The following is a 16,903-nucleotide window of genomic DNA, read 5'->3' as shown; positions in this document are numbered from 1 at the left end:
CGGTAGGTATCGGTCCCCCCGCAACGAGAAGCTGTGAACCCCGTCAGGCCCGGAAGGGAGCAGCGGCAGCAGTGGCATCGTGTGCCGGGGTGTGGCTGGTACTTCCCGCCACCATCAACAGGACCGAATAGAAAGCGTCCCGCTCAAGCTTTCAATCTGCTGTGTAGGCCTGTTTGTAGTCGTTATACTCTGCAATCACATGTTGCATGACGTCATCCTGATAGGGCTGCAGTCCCCTTAAAGCCATATATTTAGCGCCGCGTCCAACCTCGATTCCCGCTTCCATAAACCGAAAGTCGAGGCGTACCGTACCCTTTTTTCCCTGTATGTCCAAATATGAGCCGGTGGATTCCAGCTTGGGATCACTTAGGTCGAGGCGGTCAAGATAGATCTCCATGCTCTGGTACATCACCAGAGGCCGTGCTGGGTTTATCATGACCCCCTCCGCGGCCATCAGCGGCACGAGTATGTGGGGAAACGCCTTGCCCGAGAAAGCGACATAACGGCTGGAGAGGCATCCGATCAGTTGCGGATCATGGGTGGTATCCCCTTCACGCTCGATTGAGAGGTACTGTTTGCCTTTTTCATCCACTACATCAATTTGTGATAGATCGCCGTCGGGGAAGATCACCATATTGTCTCTCACCATGCCGGAGAAGGTGAAATGCATATGCTGGCTCAGTCCGAGATAGTCGAGGGCAACTGAAAAGAGCAGGTCACCGGGCACGCAAAACATCTTTGCATCCGGATTATGTAACGGATTGAAATCGTTGGCAATTTCTTTCGCAAATCGACTGGCTTGGTCGCGCGTGAACTTGACCTGGTTACCCTTGGCAGTGAAATAGTTGGCCAACACCATGACAGCAATCCCATTATTTCAGACGTGCGCGATCATATCAGGAGCTGCTTGATCAGCATAGATGGAATCCGCATAACAGCGTGACGCAGATGGGTTTTTCTCAATCGATCGACCAAACCGGAGCCATTGAAATCATCTTCGATCGGGACGATGAATGGATGTGATAAAGTAGGCCTGTCTATCCACCGTGGAGTTGCCCCTGATGACTTTGGATTTAGAGACGACTAAGGCCAAGTTTAGTGTCGGCGAACTTGTCTACCATCGTTTATTCGACTATCGCGGAGTCATAGTGGATGTGGACGCAAAATTCATGCTGAGTGATGAGTGGTATGATCAGGTTGCCCGTACCCGGCCACCAAAGGATCAACCCTGGTATCGGGTGCTGGTCCACAGCGCAAATAACGAAACCTATGTGGCAGAACGCAATCTGACAACTGATATGAGTATAGAACCTGTCGATCACCCCTTGATAAAGGAGTTTTTTGACGACTTCATTGACGGACGATATGTCACCGGCAGGCGAGCTAACTGAAAACGGGTTGAGACATTTTGTTGCTGTTGAAAAAAATTGTCGCTGTTCTCCTTATCCTTCTCGCAGGCTATTTCGGACTGCTACAGCAAGCGGGAAACGCCCCGGTCGTACTTCCCGATGGATCGGAGCATTCAGTAGGCGATGATCAGATTACACGCGCCTTTCGGCAACGGGCAAAGGATCTACGGGTAAGGGGTGAAGGAGAGGTGATCAGACTGCTTGCGGATGACCTTGACGGCAGTAGACATCAACGGTTCATCATTCGCCTGGATTCCGGCCATACTGTATTGATTGCGCACAATATCGATCTTGCGCCGAGAGTGGATGCGCTCGATAAAGGCGACAGTATTGAGTTTTCCGGTATCTATGAGTGGAATGATAGGGGGGGTGTGGTGCACTGGACCCATCATGATCCTCAGGGCAGGCAGCAGGGAGGCTGGATAGAGCACCGGGGTAAACGCTACCGGTGATCATCACGGATATACCCCTGTTTGTTGCCCATTGCCATGTTGCAAAATTGCTATTTGGTTTTCGAACCTGTGCGAGCGTATGGAATGGTGTGTCAATGGGGCGGTATCCCCAGCGAGGTGTTCATGGTGAGGATTCCGGAACTCCGTCGGTGATGACTGATGTGAAGGGCATTGCCAGATTTCCTGAGGTTTCCATCTAGATGCGAGTCATGAAAAATGCAGGAGCGGGATGAGGCGATGCTTGCGGTGATTCCGCATCAGTCGGCCAGATGGCTGCGCTGGTTACTGATTCTTTCCACTTGTCTGCTGCTTGCGGGCCTCTATTTGCCCATGCTGACGTTGACCAAGTTTCTGTTTATCGCCAACTCGTTTTCAGTCATGTCGGGTATTCACGAGTTGCTGCAGCGGGGGCATTGGTTTCTGTTTGTCCTGGTGGGGGTGTTCAGCGTGGTACTGCCCGTCTTGAAAATTCTGTTGTTATTTCTGCTGCTGCAACTGCGTGAAGTCAACTCGACCCGATATATCCGAATCCTGAGGATGATGCACGATTACGGACGCTGGGGAATGTTGGATGTCATGGTGGTTGCAGTGATGATCGTTACGGTAAAATTGGACGTGATTGCTGAGATTGAACTGCATGCCGGGCTCTATCTGTTTGCCGCGGCGGTTTTACTGATCATGTATGTCACACATCGGGTTGCCGGTTTTGTACAATTAAAATGACACCAGCAGTCAATACCGCGAAGAAGGCAGGGATCAGGTTTCAGACCCATGCTTACGAACACGATTCGGCGCATCCATCCTATGGTATGGAAGCGGCTGAAAAGCTTGGTATTCCTCCTGAACGGGTATTCAAGACACTGGTGGTTAGGCTGGATGGCAGGGAATTGGCTGTGGCAGTAGTTCCAGTCTCGTCACAGCTTGATCTGAAGGCGTTCGCAAAAACGGTGAATGTGAAGAAAGTTGCCATGGCCGATGCCAAGCAAGTGGAGCGAAGCACCGGCTATGTCTTGGGTGGTGTCAGTCCATTGGGCCAGAAAAGGCGCCTGTTAACCCTGATAGATCGTTCCGCTATCGATTTCCCCACGCTCTTCGTAAGCGCCGGACGACGCGGCCTAGAGATCGAATTGGCCGCTGATGATCTGTTGAAATTGTTGAATGCGCGCCTGGCGGAGATTGCCAAATGAAAGCCCAGGTCAAGACAACCCGGCGGCAATCCCTCCGCAAACATATGCAGATTATGAATGTCCCGTTGCCGTGTTGTATTTTCCCTATGCAATCAACTAACCTGTCAATGTAAGCCATTAATAACTGAAACTTGACGCAAGTCCATTGCTAGAGTTTTGCAAGCAGCGCCCAAAGGTAATTGTGATGACGGTTGAGCGGCCGATAATTGATAGCCGGGTATCCAATATTCGGGTATCCAGCACCCACAGATTGATTCGTCCTCTCGATCTGTTACAGGAGATGCCAATTGGTGACACCCTCTATGAGCATGTGCTCGAGGTGCGCAATACCATTCATAACATCATAGCCGGCGATGACCAACGCCCATTGGTTATCGTCGGGCCCTGTTCGATACATGATCCGTCTGCGGCCATGGATTATGCCCAAAGACTCAAGCCATTGGCAGATGCGCTAAGTGACCGGTTGTATATTGTGATGCGAGTCTATTTTGAAAAGCCCCGCACAACAATCGGCTGGAAGGGCTTGATCAACGATCCGGAGATGAACGGATCATTCGACATGGCTAAGGGATTACACCTGGCCAGGAAACTGCTGCTTGATATCAATGGTCTCGGATTGGCTACGGCCACCGAGATACTCGAGCCGTTCACACCGCAATATATCGGTGATCTGCTCGGTTGGGTTGCGATTGGGGCACGCACCACAGAGAGCCAGACCCATCGCCAGATGGCATCAGGCCTGTCGGCGCCGGTAGGATTCAAAAATTCCACCGACGGTAACACCAAGGTTGCGGTTGATGCCATGTTGTCCGCCGCCAGCTCGCATACCTTTTTGGGCATCAACGAGCACGGTGAAACATCAATCGTTGAAACCACGGGCAATAGTGATACCCACCTGATCCTGCGGGGTGGCAGTCAAGGCGCGAATTATGATCAACAAGATGTGTTCAAGGCTGCGGAAATGCTGCGATCAAAGGCGCTCAATCCGAGATTGATGGTCGACTGTTCGCACGCCAATAGCGGAAAAAACTACACACGTCAGGTTATGGTTTGGGACAATCTCATAGCGCAGATCTGCCGGGCAAGAAGTGATGGTGAACCATCTTATATTCTTGGGGCGATGCTGGAGAGCCATATCAAAGCCGGTCGACAGGATATCAAAGGCGATCTGGACTATGGCGTATCGGTCACGGATGCCTGTATCGACTGGAAAACCACGGAACAGCTATTGCGGCGCGGCTATCAGGAGTTGGGTTGAGTGGCGATTGGCCATGTGACTGATGAGAGCAGTCGCTATAACGTTGCTCGTTTTTTAAAGATTGTTATTCCAGTCATCAATAGGAGGCATCAATAGTGCCGCAGACATTGGAGAGGGATTTGCAAACCCTGGCAGACGCAAGGGTTTTTTTTGGACATCAATCCGTTGGCAGAAACATTATCGCCGGTATAGAGGAACTGTCAGGGGATTATCAAGAGATCGATCTGAATATAACGGGGAATAGTGCTGAGGTCGGTGGAGCCTCCGGGTGTCTGCTGCATAGCACCGTGGGCAAGAATACCGATCCGCTAAGTAAATGTGTCGATTATGGCAGAATCCTCGATCGGGAGCTGACTGGAAAGATCGATTACGCGCTGTTGAAATTTTGCTATATCGATATTAACCGTGACTCTGATGTGACAAAGTTGTTCGAAGACTTCAAACGAATCATGGATAATTTTATAGACAGGCATCCCGAGATTACATTTATCCATGCCACGGTACCGCTCAGACACTCTCCCGGCGGACTGGGAGTCAGGATAAGAGAACTTCTGGGAAGGCCCAACAACAGTAAACTGGACAATATCAAGCGCAACCAATTTAATCACTTACTGCGCACCCACTATACTCAATCACACATCGTGGATATTGCGGCAAGCGAATCCACCTATCCCGATGGTAAAAGGGAGGCGTTCAAAATGGATGGCCAGACCTATTATTCGCTGATCGGGGAGTACACCGATGACGGCGGACACTTGAATGAAAATGGACGTCGCCGGGTAGCCTCTGCATTCGTCCATGAACTTGCGCAGATTATTCGCAACCATCCCAGGATAGATCGAGGCAGGGTCTAAAAACTTCCCTCCCGGTGCTGTCGATTTTGGCAATAGGCTGACAACATTCGATTGATGGCTTGCAGCGAAAATATTTCACACACAGCACGCGTTTCACGCTCTTGATCAGTGTTAACAGGCCCTAGTATTCGGAGAGGAGATTAATCTCTCTCCGGGTTTGGGAATCCAATCCCTGGACTGTTCAAGCAAGTCTGGCAGGTGCCGATATGCCTGAATGTGTGTGTCGATGGAGCGGAAGATCTTGATCGAGCAAAGAGTGTCGGCACGATAGAGTAAGCATCTCCCGGGTGGAGAAGGATAGATTGAGTGGCTCCCCGAGGTAACAACAAATTATGATACCTGATCACGATACTGATGCCATACAGGCCGATATCTCCTCTCTGGAAAGCAAGCGACAAATTCTCAAACAGATCGTCGATATCACCAAGGCGATCGAGAATATGCAGGATAGTCTCAATGCCGTGTTGGTACTTGGTGTCGATTCCAAGGATATACCGGAGGATGCACTCAACCTTTACAGCTCACTGAGCGACAACCTGCGCAACCTGCCGGTCAGCAGGATTAAGGAGTATTTCAACAATCTTGAGTTGATTGTTAAGGGGCAGTTGGACAAGATTCTGCGCTACTCCGGCCTCGATTTTTCCGATAATGAGGGTATCGAATTTATCTCACTTTCCAGTGACGGGAGCGAAATCAATCCCTTTGATCTGCTCGATGAATTCAAGCGCACGGCACAAACCGCGGTCTCTTTAAGGGTATTGCTGCGCAAGCGCGGGGCTGCCACACCCGGATTACCGGTTCCCGTCTCACCGGCAACCATAAAATCTCAACTTCAGCGCTTGGAAAATCAGGAGAACCAACAACGGTCCAAGGCCAGGGAGAAGATTCTCGAGATGCAGGAAGATGTGAAGGGAATGCTTGAAAATCCCAACTACCCCGATGGTATGAAACAGATGTTAAATGGCGTCGTTGCCAATCTGGATAGGGATGTCAAACTGCTGGAGAAGGGTGTATCCCTGAATAAACTCAGTTTTGTCATGAAGTCGGAAGATGTCGTGAGTGTGGAGGAGCCGAATATAGAACTTGAAGAGATAGAAGTAATCGAGATTGGCGGCGTTGAAGAGGATACGGCGGATATGAGCCTTTCCGCTGCAGCCAGCCGTTGGCTCAATAGCCCTTGGGATGTCACCTGGGGCGATGTTACCAATAACAAAAAGACGCGGTAGGTAATTACCCCTGCACCATTAAAACTGGACAATCCATCTCACTACTGGTTTAATGTTAATAAATTAATAGTACCGCCGTCTAGTATTTATCCAGTAAATACTTACTATAGTTTCAACTATTGTTTAACCCTCGGCTACACTCTACTGAATCACTGACCACCTGAATCGAGGACAATCACTTTATGCCTCAAGAGTTGAGACAGGCAGCGCTCGACTATCATCGCTTTCCCAAACCAGGCAAGCTTGAGATCAAGGCCACCAAACCGATGGCCAACCAGAGAGATTTGGCGCTCGCCTATTCACCTGGTGTAGCCGTCGCCTGTGAAGAGATTGAAGCGGATCCCAATAAAGCGGCGGACTATACCGCCCGGGGCAATCTGGTGGCTGTGGTCAGTAATGGTACGGCGGTTCTCGGTCTCGGCTCTATCGGCAGTCTAGCCTCCAAACCGGTGATGGAAGGCAAGGCGGTACTGTTCAAGCAGTTTGCCGATATCGATGTCTTCGATATCGAAATCGATGAACAGGATCCCCAACTCTTTATAGAAACGGTGGCTCGGCTGGAACCCAGCTTCGGTGGCATCAATCTGGAAGATATCAAGGCACCCGATTGCTTCATTATTGAGAAGGCGCTCAAGGAGCGCATGAATATCCCGGTGTTCCATGACGATCAACATGGCACTGCGATTGTGGTTTGTGCCGCTATCCTAAACGGTCTCAAGCTGGTGGGTAAGGCAATCGAAGAGGTCAGGCTGGTGACCGCAGGTGCGGGTGCAGCTGCGCTGGCATGCCTCGGATTGCTGATCGACATGGGGATGAAAAGGGAGCATATCATCGTCACCGATGTCGCCGGTGTGGTCTATAAAGGCAGGACCGGTGATATGGATCCCTACAAGAGCGCCTATGTCGCCGATACCCCCCATCGTACCTTGGAACAGGCCCTGGAAGGGGCCGATATTTTTTTGGGGCTATCCGCAGCCGGTGTGCTGAAAGCGGAATGGCTACCGAAGATGGCGGCCGATCCTCTCATCCTGGCGCTGGCAAATCCGACCCCGGAGGTAATGCCTGAAGAGGCGAAGGCAGTCCGGCCGGATGCGATCCTGGCGACTGGCCGTACTGACTATCCCAACCAGGTCAATAATGTTCTCTGTTTTCCATTCCTGTTTCGCGGAGCCCTCGACGTGGGGGCGAGCGAGATCAATCGTGATATGAAATTGGCCTGTGTACGCGCGATTGCCGAGATGGCTCACGTGGAGTCCTCCGATGTGGTGCGTTCCGCCTATGGCGGCCAACAATTACAGTTTGGTCCGGAGTATCTGATTCCGAAACCGTTTGATCCGCGTTTGATGGAAAACGTCCCCTATGCTGTTGCGGTTGCGGCAATGGAGTCAGGGGTTGCGCAACGACCGATAGCCGACCTGGATACCTATCGTAACCGCTTGCAGCAGAGGGTCTTTCGAACCAGCATCACCATGCGTCCGGTGTTTGAGCGGGCACGTGATGAGTTGCGGCGGGTGGTTTATGCCGAAGGTGAGGAGGAGCGTATCCTTGAGGTGGCTCAACAGGCGGTTGATCAGGGAATTGCCGTACCTGTCCTGATTGGCCGGCGTGAGATCATCAATAAACGTATCGCCTCCCTTGGCTTGAGGATGCGGGAAGGAACCGATTTCGAACTTCTCGACCCATTTGACAACCCCCGCTTCGAAAGTTATGCCGAGACCTTGTTTGATCAGGTTCAGCGACGGGGTTATTCACCCAAGGAGGCGCGCAATATACTACGGCAAAACTATACCGTACTGGCGTCCGTGGTGGTGGCATCAGGCGATGCCGATGCCATGATTTGCGGCACGGTAGGCCGGTATTGGACCCATATCGACCATGTGCGTGAGATTATCGGCACCGAAAACGGCATCAATAAACTCACCTCCATGAATGCCCTTGTATTACAGTCCGGTACGCTGTTCATGGCGGATGCCTATGTACAGGAGGATCCCTCGGCAGAGGATATTGCCGAAATCGTCTCGCTCTGTGTTGAAGAGGTATTGTGGTTCGGTATCGAGCCCAAGGTTGCGTTGGTTTCCCACTCAAACTTCGGTAGTCACGATTCGCCTTCAGCGGTTAAGATGCGTGAAGCATTGGCAATGGTTCGCAAAAGCATGCCCGATCTGGAAATCGAGGGTGAGATGCATGCCGATCTGGCATTGTCTGAACAGTTACGTTCTGCTCGCTTCCCGAAATCACGGCTCAGGGACCGGGCGAATCTGCTGATCATGCCTAATCAGGATGCAGCCAATGTGGCATTCAACATGTTGAAAGTGCTCGGTGATGGGATCGCTATCGGGCCGATTCTGGTAGGCTGTGCGAAATCGGCCCATGTGGTCACACCCAGTATCAGCGTACGCGGTTTATTGAACATGACTGCACTCGCTTCCGTACGCGCCAGTTGTATGATGCACAAGGACTGAATCGTAATGCGATATTATCTTGAGTGAATTGGTACAATCACATTGCAGTGCAGGTTATCTTCAGAGCCCTATGCAGTTCGACTCTGATCTCATTTAACATGAACAGTATTGGAAAAGAGAAACATGCAAGAGACGAATCCGAGACCGGTCTTTCTCAATCTTTTTAAGATACGATTACCCATGGCCGGTATCATGTCGATCATTCATCGCGTTACCGGCGTGGTGATGGTGCTGGCGATCCCCCTTCTTATCTATCTCCTTGATCTTTCGCTCAGCGGACCCGAAGGGTTTGTCGATGCCAAAGGGCTATTCGCCAGTGGTTTTGTGAAATTGATTCTGTTTCTCTTCCTATGGGGGCTGATGCATCATTTTCTTGCCGGTATCCGCTATCTGCTGATCGACATCGATATCGGCGTTGAAAAACCGCTGTTTCGTCAAACCGCATGGGCGGTGACACTGGCTGCACCCGTGTTGGCGCTGATTCTAATGGGAGGTCTGTCATGAGTCGTCATGCGACTGGCCTGAGGGCCTGGTTTCTTCAGCGTGCAACAGCAATCTATCTGTTGCTGTTCATCATCTATGTATTGCAGCACATGATCGCCAATCCGCCGCAGGATTATCACGCATGGCAGGGATGGATTGCGCAACCCTTGGTTGGACTGGGGATCCTGCTTTTTTTCACCTCCCTGTTGCTGCATGCCTGGGTCGGTTTCCGTGATGTATTGATCGACTATATCCACCCTACAGCAATCAGAGTGACAGTACTGACGCTGGTTGGTTTTGTCCTGGCCGGCTGTGCGATATGGGTTCTGCAAATTATCTTTACGGCGACTGCCGCCTGAGACAAAGGTTAACTATAAGATGGCACTGGAAAAGCAACGATTCGATACACTAATCATGGGAGCCGGCGGTGCGGGTTTGAATGCGGCCCTGCAACTTGCCAATGCAAACCTCAAGGTTGCGGTAGTCTCCAAGGTATTTCCCACACGCTCCCATACTGTCGCGGCACAAGGCGGGGTGAATGCCGCCTTGGCCAATGTCTTGCCGGATAACTGGCACTGGCACATGTTCGATACCGTGAAAGGATCGGACTATCTCGGTGATCAGGATGCTATTGAGTATATGTGCCGTGAGGCGATTCCCACGGTTTATGAACTGGAGCACAATGGCGTGCCGTTCTCACGCCTGACCAACGGCAAGATCTATCAGCGTGCATTTGGCGGCCAGAGTCAGAACTTCGGTGGTGAACAGGCTGCACGAACCTGCGCCGCTGCCGACCGAACCGGCCACGCGATCTTACACACGCTGTATCAGCAGAATATCCGCGCCAAGACCCATTTCTATGACGAGTATTTTGCAGTTGACCTGATCAGGGATGATGAGGGATATGTGTTGGGCGCCTTGGTGTTGAACATCGCAACCGGAGAGCCATTGTTGATCGAGTCCAAGACCGCACTGCTGGCAACAGGGGGTTGTGGGCAAGTCTTCAGGACCACCAGTAATGCACATATCAACACGGGTGATGGCATGGCGATGGCGTTACGGGCCGGCCTGCCTTTGATGGACATGGAATTTTTCCAGTTTCATCCCACCGGCATCGCCGGTAAGGGCATGTTGATCACCGAGGGTGTGAGAGGTGAGGGCGGTTATCTCATCAATAAAGATGGTGATCGTTTCATGGAAAAGTATGCCCCCAACGCAAAAGATCTCGCCAGTCGCGATGTGGTGGCACGATCCATCGTAACGGAAGTGCGTGAAGGCAATGGTGTCGGTCCGGAAGCAGATCATGTATTGCTTAAGGTCAACCATCTGGGCGAGGAAGTCATCGCCAAACGCTTGCCGGGTATCCGTGAGAGTTCCAAGATCTTTGCCGGTGTCGACCCGGTTAAAGATCCGATACCGGTATTTCCAACTGCCCACTACGTGATGGGCGGTATCCCCACCGACCGCTTCGGTCGGGTGATGCCCACTGCTGATGACGATGGTGACCATCTGCCTGGATTGTATGCGGCCGGCGAGTGTGCTTGTGCATCGGTGCACGGCGCCAATCGGCTTGGTGGCAATTCCCTGCTCGATATCCTGGTATTCGGGCGCCTGGCGGGGCACAACATCATCGAGTATGTGAAAGACAATACTGCCCATCGGCCACTTGACGAGGCGAGTGTGGAGAAGGCTGTGTCGCGGTTGCAGCGTTGGGATGCCAAGGGTGACGGTATCACGGTAAGTCAATTGCGCAACGAGTTTCGCAAGACCATGGAGGATCATGCCGGTGTATTCCGCGTCGAGGATATGATGGCGGACGGTGTCGAAAAGGTGAAACGGTTACGGGAAAAATTGAGTGAAGTCCGATTGACGGACCACTCCTCCACCTTCAACACCAATCGTACCGAGGCCTTGGAGCTGGAGAACCTGATCGATGTGGGACTGTCGATCGCTGTATCCGCTTTGCACCGCAAGGAGAGTCGTGGCGCCCATTCGCGTCCCGATTATCCGAAACGCGATGATGTGGATTGGATGAAACACACTCTCTACTGGAAGGAGAATGACAGGCTCGATTACAAAGGTGTTCGGGCTCAGCCTTTGACCGTTGAGAGTTTTCCGCCGAAAGAAAGAGTTTACTGAAGAGTTTTGAGTTATGAGTTTTTAGCTTTGAGTTGATGTGGTGCTCGGGTGCGGACAGTATCGACAAAGTCATCAGCTTAGCGAATACCACAACTCAAAACTTATCACTCAAAACTAAAAACTCGAAGCAACGAGGATTTGTAATGAAATTCAGTGTCTACCGATATAATCCTGAAACCGACAAAGAACCGTATATGCAGGATTTCGAGGTTGAGCAACGTCAGGGAATGATGTTGCGTGATGCCTTGTTGGCGATCCAGTCACAGGATGAGTCCTTTACCTTCAGGCACTCTTGTGGCGAGGGTGTTTGCGGTTCTGATGGCGTGAATGTCAACGGCAGCAACAAACTTGCCTGCATTGCACCATTGACGGAACTGAAGGAACCGGTGGTTGTCAGGCCCTTTCCCGGTCGTCCTGTGATTCGTGATCTGGTGGTGGACATGAGTCAGTTCTATGCCCAATACAAGCAGGTCGATCCCTGGCTGATTCGCAAGGATCCTTTGCCTGAACGGGAGATCCTCCAGTCTCCGGAAGAGAGAAATCAACTCGATGGTCTCTACGAGTGCATCATGTGCGGTTGTTGTTCCACATCCTGTCCTTCTTTCTGGTGGAACCCTGACAAATTCCTTGGGCCACAAGCATTATTGAGCGCATGCCGTTTTCTGGCCGATAGTCGTGACCAGGCTAAAGAGGAGCGACTCGACAAGCTTGAGGGACCCTATAAGCTGTTTCGCTGCCATACCATCATGAACTGTGTGGAGGCATGTCCGAAAGAACTGAATCCCACCAAGGCTATTGGTCATATCAAGGCCATCATGTTGAAGGATGCCATCTGAATCTGCATTCGATTGGTGAATAGCATGAATATTCAGGATAGTGACCTGTCGAACATAGACCGACTACGCTGGCAGTGCCGTCGGGGCATGCTTGAGTTGGATGTACTGTTGGAAGCCTTTCTGGAACAGCATTACTCCGAGCTCTCGCCACGATTGCAGCGGCTCTTCATACAGCTATTGGGTTTTCCCGATCCTGTCATCCACGCCTGGTGTGTCGGTGGCGAACCACCTGATGATGAAGAGTTCAGTGAGCTGATTGCCGCTATCAGGGAGACTAGCGCCTGTTAACACTAATCTGATCGGCGCCACAGAGAGACCGGCGGATCAGTGGCTCATTGTGTCGAGTTTCATCAATATGTCCACAAGTCTGGCGGATAGCTTGAACATCTCTGTCATTGCCTCCTCCATACCGCTCTTGTCACCGATCTTCTTGCAGTCCAGGGCGTGTTGGCTTGCTTGGTGAAATTGTTCATGTGGTTCAAGGATGGAGTCGAAAATACGACGGGCTTCTCCGCTGATAGCTGAAGATTGTGCCGGGCCGTCACTATCGAGCCATTGTCCGAGTTTGCATGAATGATGATCACTCCCCTGGAAGTCTCCCTTGTCTTCCAAGGTCGCCTTTAATTTACCCAAATACTGGATATGATCGTTCATGCGTCTAAGAAAGAAAGCGCTTTCACTCATGATCGCTATTCCCTGTTGATATCTAACGATGGATAGTCGTTTCCCCGTCCGTGTTAACTTTTTTGAGGGGCTACACTTTCCAGCAATTATGGTGGAATCCTGTACATTGCCCGCAGGTCAGATTAATTTTTCAATGCTCTCGGCAGCACGTTTGACATCGAGAAAGATCAAGCCCAATTTTGCATTGGTTTTTGCCAGCACCGTAACCACGGCCTCGGGGCCCGCATGGGCCATCAAAACATAGCCATCGCCACCCTTAACCAAGACCTGCTCCAATTCACCACGCGCCAACTCCTGAGCTGTGCGATCACCAAGCGAAAGCATGGCCGCGCTCATGGCGCCTACACGGTCTTCATCCAGGGACTGTGGTAACTGAGAGGCCATAATCAGGCCGTCAGTAGAGATGACCGCCGAGGCCTCGATATCCGCAGAGGTTCCATTAAGTTCACTGAGTATTGAGTTGAGCATATCTGCGCGCATGAGCATATCTCCTTGAAATGGTATGGCAAGTTAAATAGCTGCCTGCTATCCGGGTACAGCTGCGTACAGGCTGATCCGTTGGCGGCCTAAAAATCCTAACGACATGTATTTGTTTCTTTGACATGATGGATTCCGTTGCTTGGCGTCGTCCTCAAGCACCGGATTCATTGTGATTCCCCTTTATTGCTGGAATAACGCGTGTTTAGCGCCCATACCAGGGATGTGAATTCGGGTTTGTTGAAGTGGGGTATGCCCTGCAATGCCAGTACAAATCGCTGCTCATCGATATACAGAGGCCAAAATCCCAACTGGCTGTTTCCTGCGGCATCGACTAATGCCCATGCGCTGGTAGGAAGGCGCAGGTTATTATGAGTCAATGCCTTGTGTCGGCTGTCGAGAGAGGCGATATCGGCACTCAAAGCCGATAATTCGATTGCCGCTTCATGAGTAAATCCCGAAGCAGATACATGAAAGCCGTGGCTATCTGCCAGCAGTGCCTTGCCGCAATCGGATAATGGTGGCAGAAGGTTCGGGAGTAACTCCTCCAATGTGCCGGGTTGGGCAGAGTGAGGTTCCTTGTAGCCTTCTACCCAGCCAAGACTTTGTGCACGAAACAGCGCCTCTTGTGCATCTGCACCTGCCAGTCCCGTCCATTGCTCCAACGCCTGTTGTGTCAGCACCGGAGTAGCTTCATGTTGCAGTAGTGCACAAAGTAGAGCGTGTATAGGATCGCTGTTTTGTTGGGATGCTGCATGAAAGGCACCGGCTGGCGTGGGTAACGCGAAGCGATTATCGATGAGTCTGTATGTGGACATATCAACCTTCCAATCCGGGGTCGATTGAATAGAGCAACGCCTCCACCAACAGGGAGATGTCTCTCTTTACTCGCGCATCCACTTCGAATATTGGAACCTTCAAACCGCTGTCTTCAAGCTGCAGGTAATAATCCTCCAGTCGCGGTTTGTTTCTGAGATCCATCTGTGTCACCCCGATAACCACTTTGGTTGAACCAATGAACTGTTTGAAGGCATCCAGAAAAAAATGCATGTCGCTGAATGGGTCGGGTCTGTTATTACTGATCAGGAGTATCAAACCGATACCGCCCTGGGTCAGGATCTCCCACATAAAATTAAAGCGCTCTTGCCCGGGGGTACCATACAGATGGATGCGCTCCCGGTTGTCGAGAGATATCATGCCGTAGTCCATGGCGACGGTGGTGCCCGGTTTCTGGGTTTTCGTCATATCGCTGGCCTTCTCGTCGGTTATGACGGGTTCGATATCGCTGATCGATCCGATGGCCGTGGTTTTTCCGACGCCGACCGGGCCGCTGAAGATGATTTTATGGTCATTCATGGTCCTTTTTTCCTCCCCTGAGGCGGTCCAGCAGGCTTCCAAACAGCCCCCTGAGTTTTGACCTGCGGATTGCAGGGGGTGCGATCAGGGTATCCACAGCACGTCGTGTTTCACCTGCCAGTTGGACGGCGTTGGCGGCGCTGTAAAAGGCGAATACATAACGTTGCGGGATATTCAGTGCACTGGCCGTATCGAGCAGTGATCTTGGTTGTTCTGCCCAAAGGGCCGCGATGGGCATGGCATAGGGTGTGATGATCAGCCGGGTGAAATTGGGCCAGCGTCGCAAGTAGATGGGTTGGTGGATATTTGTACCAGCGGGTATCCGGCCTCTGGATGCCCATAGGGCAAGTTGCCAGATGAAAGACTGGAATGAATGCTCAGTCGCATCGACTGGAGGTGTCCAATCGGTCTTGACTGGATTTAGTTGTACCTCCAGCGTGGTATCGGGCATTGTGCTATATGGGCGAAGTTGTCTGTCGGAAGCCGATACCCAGATCTTATTGCTGACAATGTCCAGGGTGATCTCCGGCCAAGGACCCTGTATGTTGATATTTTGGTTATAGCGCACGGCCTGGTTCAACGCCTGTTGAGCCAAACCCTGCAGATAGTGCTCTGGCTTATAGAAAATTTTGTCTACATGATCTGGGTCTTCCGGATCGATATCGGGTGAGGTACCGACAAACACCTGTTCCTGGGATTCGCTCATGAGTAAGGCAGCCCGGCGAGTCGAGACAGCTTTTCTCCGTACCCGAACCTCACCTGGGATGGGTTTTATATCGTTGCAGTGAATATCTTCGATTGCCGGCTCACTATCCGTATCTACTGTGACCAGGTTGCGGCGATGGGTTTCAATCGCTGCAATCAGGCGTTCGACAGGAATCGGCTTTTGTACGAACAAAGTATGTCGGTCTGAAATTTCGAGGCTGTTGATCGATACCAGGATCAATGGCGAGTCCGGGTGGCGCTCACGGAACTCTTTCCACTTTTGATCACCGCCAAAGGAGTCCAGATCGAGGATACAGATCTCCGAGGAGGCCTCTTCCGTCAGTACATAGCGTTTGTTGCATCGGCTCGAAAAGATCATATGCAGAGCGTTGCGTTGACGCTGGTCCATCCCGATTGCGGCCAGTCGTGTCGGACCGAGTGACGGCTCAGCCAGGTTTGTCATGGTCTTTGTCGATTTCATGCAATAGTTCCTGCCATGCTTTTTGTGGTGGATTCGATACGGTTTCAAGACGCTGTAGAAAGTGTACGATCTGAGTTTTTATTCGGGAGTGGCGGTAGATTTCGAGTAAGGCATGATGCAGCTCCAATCGTTCCGGCGCGGCCAGAACTGCACTTTCCAAGGTCTCTCGCGCTAAATCGGTTTGTCCGAACGCAAGCTGTTCGGATGCGATTTGCAGAGGGTCAGTCTGGGCATCGTCTGCCGACTCCTCGAACCGGATGAGCTGCTCATGGCTGACACGGCCTGAACTGAGTACAGAGCCGTTTGAACTGAGGTTATCATGCGATCCATTTGCCAGCAGATGGTCCAACAATTGCCGAAAGGCCTCGCGCTGCAACAGGGGATAGGCCAACGCAAGCATACGTTTACACAAGGCAGCGCCTTTTCCATCGAGTACCAGAAAAAGATCGACGAGCGCGCCATGAATATCGGGATCCGCCATGCCTGCCAGTAAATTGATTCGTTGTACATGTAACCAGAGTGCCTTCGGTGTTCTGGCAACCGCATGTGCATAGAAGGTCTTGGCTTGGGATTCCCAGCCGCGGGCATCGATATGCAGAACCCCCCGATAGGCTATACGGAAGGCTGGCTCGAGAAAATGACAGACTATAGACCCACACTCCCCAGATTCCAGTGCAGGGGACGATTTGATCAGAGGCAGCGAAATTGGATCAGCTATCCGTGTCATTGCCGGTCCTTATGGCAGATATATTTAGCGCAGAGACTTGTTTGCCGAATCTGACTGCGCTCAAGGCCAGCAGACTGTTTATGTTCTACTGCTTGGCCGAATCCATGAAAATCCTAAATTAATTGTCGGTTTTTCATTCTTGAAGTTGTTTAGCGTTCACCCATATA

At 51.5% G+C, this 16,903-nt stretch carries 20 protein-coding genes and 1 other RNA gene; 14 read left to right on the top strand and 7 right to left on the bottom strand.

From position 1 onward, the window contains the following. The first annotated feature begins 7 nt into the window (after window positions 1-7). Window positions 8-104, top strand: an RNA gene (gene ffs, locus CODIS_RS04465) — signal recognition particle sRNA small type. 47 nt (window positions 105-151) lie between these two features. Here the strand turns inward: ffs and CODIS_RS04460 are convergent. Beyond that, window positions 152-859 carry a DUF3581 family protein gene (locus tag CODIS_RS04460; protein WP_069121683.1) on the bottom strand — a complete coding sequence of 236 codons (708 nt, stop codon included), beginning with the start codon at window positions 857-859 and terminating at the stop codon, window positions 152-154. A 202-nt stretch (window positions 860-1,061) separates the two neighbouring features. Between CODIS_RS04460 and hspQ the strand changes: the two genes are divergently transcribed. From hspQ to CODIS_RS04390, 13 genes are all read left to right on the top strand, one after another. Then, complete coding sequence (gene hspQ / locus CODIS_RS04455) at window positions 1,062-1,391, top strand: heat shock protein HspQ (RefSeq protein WP_069121682.1); 330 nt, start codon at window positions 1,062-1,064, stop codon at window positions 1,389-1,391. Window positions 1,392-1,411: 20 nt separating this feature from the next. Then, on the top strand, window positions 1,412-1,861 hold the full coding sequence (locus tag CODIS_RS04450; RefSeq protein WP_235615124.1) for a DUF3465 domain-containing protein: 450 nt from the start codon (window positions 1,412-1,414) through the stop codon (window positions 1,859-1,861). A gap of 216 nt (window positions 1,862-2,077) precedes the next feature. Beyond that, a complete protein-coding gene (locus tag CODIS_RS04440) occupies window positions 2,078-2,584 on the top strand; it encodes a paraquat-inducible protein A (protein ID WP_069121680.1) in 507 nt (168 codons plus the stop codon). Next, window positions 2,581-3,048 (top strand): Cys-tRNA(Pro) deacylase, encoded by a 468-nt coding sequence (gene ybaK / locus CODIS_RS04435; protein WP_069121679.1) that lies wholly within the window; start codon window positions 2,581-2,583, stop codon window positions 3,046-3,048. Before CODIS_RS04440 ends, ybaK begins: the two co-directional genes overlap by 4 nt. Window positions 3,049-3,232: 184 nt before the next feature. Further along, window positions 3,233-4,306 carry a 3-deoxy-7-phosphoheptulonate synthase gene (locus tag CODIS_RS04430; protein ID WP_069121678.1) on the top strand — a complete coding sequence of 358 codons (1,074 nt, stop codon included), beginning with the start codon at window positions 3,233-3,235 and terminating at the stop codon, window positions 4,304-4,306. Window positions 4,307-4,401: 95 nt separating this feature from the next. Beyond that, a complete protein-coding gene (locus tag CODIS_RS04425) occupies window positions 4,402-5,160 on the top strand; it encodes a hypothetical protein (protein WP_069121677.1) in 759 nt (252 codons plus the stop codon). Between the two features lie 332 nt (window positions 5,161-5,492). Then, window positions 5,493-6,386, top strand: a complete 894-nt coding sequence (locus tag CODIS_RS04420; protein ID WP_069121676.1) for a hypothetical protein — start codon at window positions 5,493-5,495, stop codon at window positions 6,384-6,386. A 182-nt stretch (window positions 6,387-6,568) separates the two neighbouring features. After that, a complete protein-coding gene (locus tag CODIS_RS04415; protein ID WP_069121675.1) occupies window positions 6,569-8,848 on the top strand; it encodes an NADP-dependent malic enzyme in 2,280 nt (759 codons plus the stop codon). A gap of 123 nt (window positions 8,849-8,971) precedes the next feature. Continuing rightward, window positions 8,972-9,352: a succinate dehydrogenase, cytochrome b556 subunit gene (gene sdhC / locus CODIS_RS04410; protein ID WP_069121674.1), complete on the top strand. Its 381-nt coding sequence runs from the start codon at window positions 8,972-8,974 to the stop codon at window positions 9,350-9,352. Further along, on the top strand, window positions 9,349-9,690 hold the full coding sequence (gene sdhD / locus CODIS_RS04405) for a succinate dehydrogenase, hydrophobic membrane anchor protein (RefSeq protein ID WP_069121673.1): 342 nt from the start codon (window positions 9,349-9,351) through the stop codon (window positions 9,688-9,690). Before sdhC ends, sdhD begins: the two co-directional genes overlap by 4 nt. A 19-nt stretch (window positions 9,691-9,709) precedes the next feature. After that, a complete protein-coding gene (gene sdhA / locus CODIS_RS04400; RefSeq protein ID WP_069121672.1) occupies window positions 9,710-11,470 on the top strand; it encodes a succinate dehydrogenase flavoprotein subunit in 1,761 nt (586 codons plus the stop codon). 143 nt (window positions 11,471-11,613) lie between these two features. Then, complete coding sequence (locus CODIS_RS04395; RefSeq protein WP_069121671.1) at window positions 11,614-12,306, top strand: succinate dehydrogenase iron-sulfur subunit; 693 nt, start codon at window positions 11,614-11,616, stop codon at window positions 12,304-12,306. A 24-nt stretch (window positions 12,307-12,330) separates the two neighbouring features. Beyond that, window positions 12,331-12,594, top strand: coding sequence for an FAD assembly factor SdhE (locus CODIS_RS04390; RefSeq protein WP_069121670.1), 264 nt, complete (start codon window positions 12,331-12,333; stop codon window positions 12,592-12,594). Window positions 12,595-12,630: 36 nt separating this feature from the next. Here the strand turns inward: CODIS_RS04390 and CODIS_RS04385 are convergent, their stop codons facing one another. The 6 genes from CODIS_RS04385 to CODIS_RS04360 all read right to left on the bottom strand — a co-directional run bounded on the left by CODIS_RS04385 (window position 12,631) and on the right by CODIS_RS04360 (window position 16,736). Next, a complete protein-coding gene (locus tag CODIS_RS04385; protein ID WP_069121669.1) occupies window positions 12,631-12,990 on the bottom strand; it encodes a CZB domain-containing protein in 360 nt (119 codons plus the stop codon). Between the two features lie 117 nt (window positions 12,991-13,107). Further along, on the bottom strand, window positions 13,108-13,470 hold the full coding sequence (locus CODIS_RS04380) for a roadblock/LC7 domain-containing protein (RefSeq protein ID WP_069121668.1): 363 nt from the start codon (window positions 13,468-13,470) through the stop codon (window positions 13,108-13,110). Between the two features lie 164 nt (window positions 13,471-13,634). Further along, window positions 13,635-14,285, bottom strand: a complete 651-nt coding sequence (locus CODIS_RS04375; RefSeq protein ID WP_069121667.1) for a hypothetical protein — start codon at window positions 14,283-14,285, stop codon at window positions 13,635-13,637. A gap of 1 nt (window position 14,286) precedes the next feature. Beyond that, window positions 14,287-14,823, bottom strand: coding sequence for a GTP-binding protein (locus CODIS_RS04370; protein WP_069121666.1), 537 nt, complete (start codon window positions 14,821-14,823; stop codon window positions 14,287-14,289). Beyond that, window positions 14,816-16,009 (bottom strand): hypothetical protein, encoded by a 1,194-nt coding sequence (locus CODIS_RS04365; RefSeq protein ID WP_154723005.1) that lies wholly within the window; start codon window positions 16,007-16,009, stop codon window positions 14,816-14,818. The genes CODIS_RS04370 and CODIS_RS04365 overlap by 8 nt, the downstream gene beginning before the upstream one ends. Next, the gene (locus CODIS_RS04360) at window positions 15,975-16,736 is read right to left on the bottom strand and encodes a type IV pilus assembly protein FimV (protein ID WP_069121664.1); all 762 of its coding nucleotides are present in this window, start codon (window positions 16,734-16,736) and stop codon (window positions 15,975-15,977) included. The genes CODIS_RS04365 and CODIS_RS04360 overlap by 35 nt, the downstream gene beginning before the upstream one ends. Window positions 16,737-16,903 lie beyond the last annotated feature (167 nt).

Origin of the sequence: Candidatus Thiodiazotropha endolucinida, from assembly GCF_001715975.1 — a bacterium.
GTDB lineage: Bacteria > Pseudomonadota > Gammaproteobacteria > Chromatiales > Chromatiaceae > Thiodiazotropha > Thiodiazotropha endolucinida.
Note: the sequence above shows the minus strand (reverse complement) of the source record. Positions and strands in the feature narration are given on the sequence as shown.

Excerpts from the sequence above, each read along its gene's own strand:
- CODIS_RS04460 (WP_069121683.1), bottom strand. The coding sequence starts at position 859 with ATGGTGTTGGCCAACTATTTCACTGCCAAGGGTAACCAGGTCAAGTTC.
- hspQ (WP_069121682.1), top strand. The coding sequence starts at position 1,062 with ATGACTTTGGATTTAGAGACGACTAAGGCCAAGTTTAGTGTCGGCGAA.
- CODIS_RS04440 (WP_069121680.1), top strand. The coding sequence starts at position 2,078 with ATGCAGGAGCGGGATGAGGCGATGCTTGCGGTGATTCCGCATCAGTCG.
- ybaK (WP_069121679.1), top strand. The coding sequence starts at position 2,581 with ATGACACCAGCAGTCAATACCGCGAAGAAGGCAGGGATCAGGTTTCAG.
- CODIS_RS04430 (WP_069121678.1), top strand. The coding sequence starts at position 3,233 with ATGACGGTTGAGCGGCCGATAATTGATAGCCGGGTATCCAATATTCGG.
- CODIS_RS04420 (WP_069121676.1), top strand. The coding sequence starts at position 5,493 with ATGATACCTGATCACGATACTGATGCCATACAGGCCGATATCTCCTCT.
- CODIS_RS04415 (WP_069121675.1), top strand. The coding sequence starts at position 6,569 with ATGCCTCAAGAGTTGAGACAGGCAGCGCTCGACTATCATCGCTTTCCC.
- sdhC (WP_069121674.1), top strand. The coding sequence starts at position 8,972 with ATGCAAGAGACGAATCCGAGACCGGTCTTTCTCAATCTTTTTAAGATA.
- sdhD (WP_069121673.1), top strand. The coding sequence starts at position 9,349 with ATGAGTCGTCATGCGACTGGCCTGAGGGCCTGGTTTCTTCAGCGTGCA.
- sdhA (WP_069121672.1), top strand. The coding sequence starts at position 9,710 with ATGGCACTGGAAAAGCAACGATTCGATACACTAATCATGGGAGCCGGC.
- CODIS_RS04395 (WP_069121671.1), top strand. The coding sequence starts at position 11,614 with ATGAAATTCAGTGTCTACCGATATAATCCTGAAACCGACAAAGAACCG.
- CODIS_RS04390 (WP_069121670.1), top strand. The coding sequence starts at position 12,331 with ATGAATATTCAGGATAGTGACCTGTCGAACATAGACCGACTACGCTGG.
- CODIS_RS04385 (WP_069121669.1), bottom strand. The coding sequence starts at position 12,990 with ATGAGTGAAAGCGCTTTCTTTCTTAGACGCATGAACGATCATATCCAG.
- CODIS_RS04380 (WP_069121668.1), bottom strand. The coding sequence starts at position 13,470 with ATGCGCGCAGATATGCTCAACTCAATACTCAGTGAACTTAATGGAACC.
- CODIS_RS04375 (WP_069121667.1), bottom strand. The coding sequence starts at position 14,285 with ATGTCCACATACAGACTCATCGATAATCGCTTCGCGTTACCCACGCCA.
- CODIS_RS04370 (WP_069121666.1), bottom strand. The coding sequence starts at position 14,823 with ATGAATGACCATAAAATCATCTTCAGCGGCCCGGTCGGCGTCGGAAAA.
- CODIS_RS04365 (WP_154723005.1), bottom strand. The coding sequence starts at position 16,009 with ATGAAATCGACAAAGACCATGACAAACCTGGCTGAGCCGTCACTCGGT.
- CODIS_RS04360 (WP_069121664.1), bottom strand. The coding sequence starts at position 16,736 with ATGACACGGATAGCTGATCCAATTTCGCTGCCTCTGATCAAATCGTCC.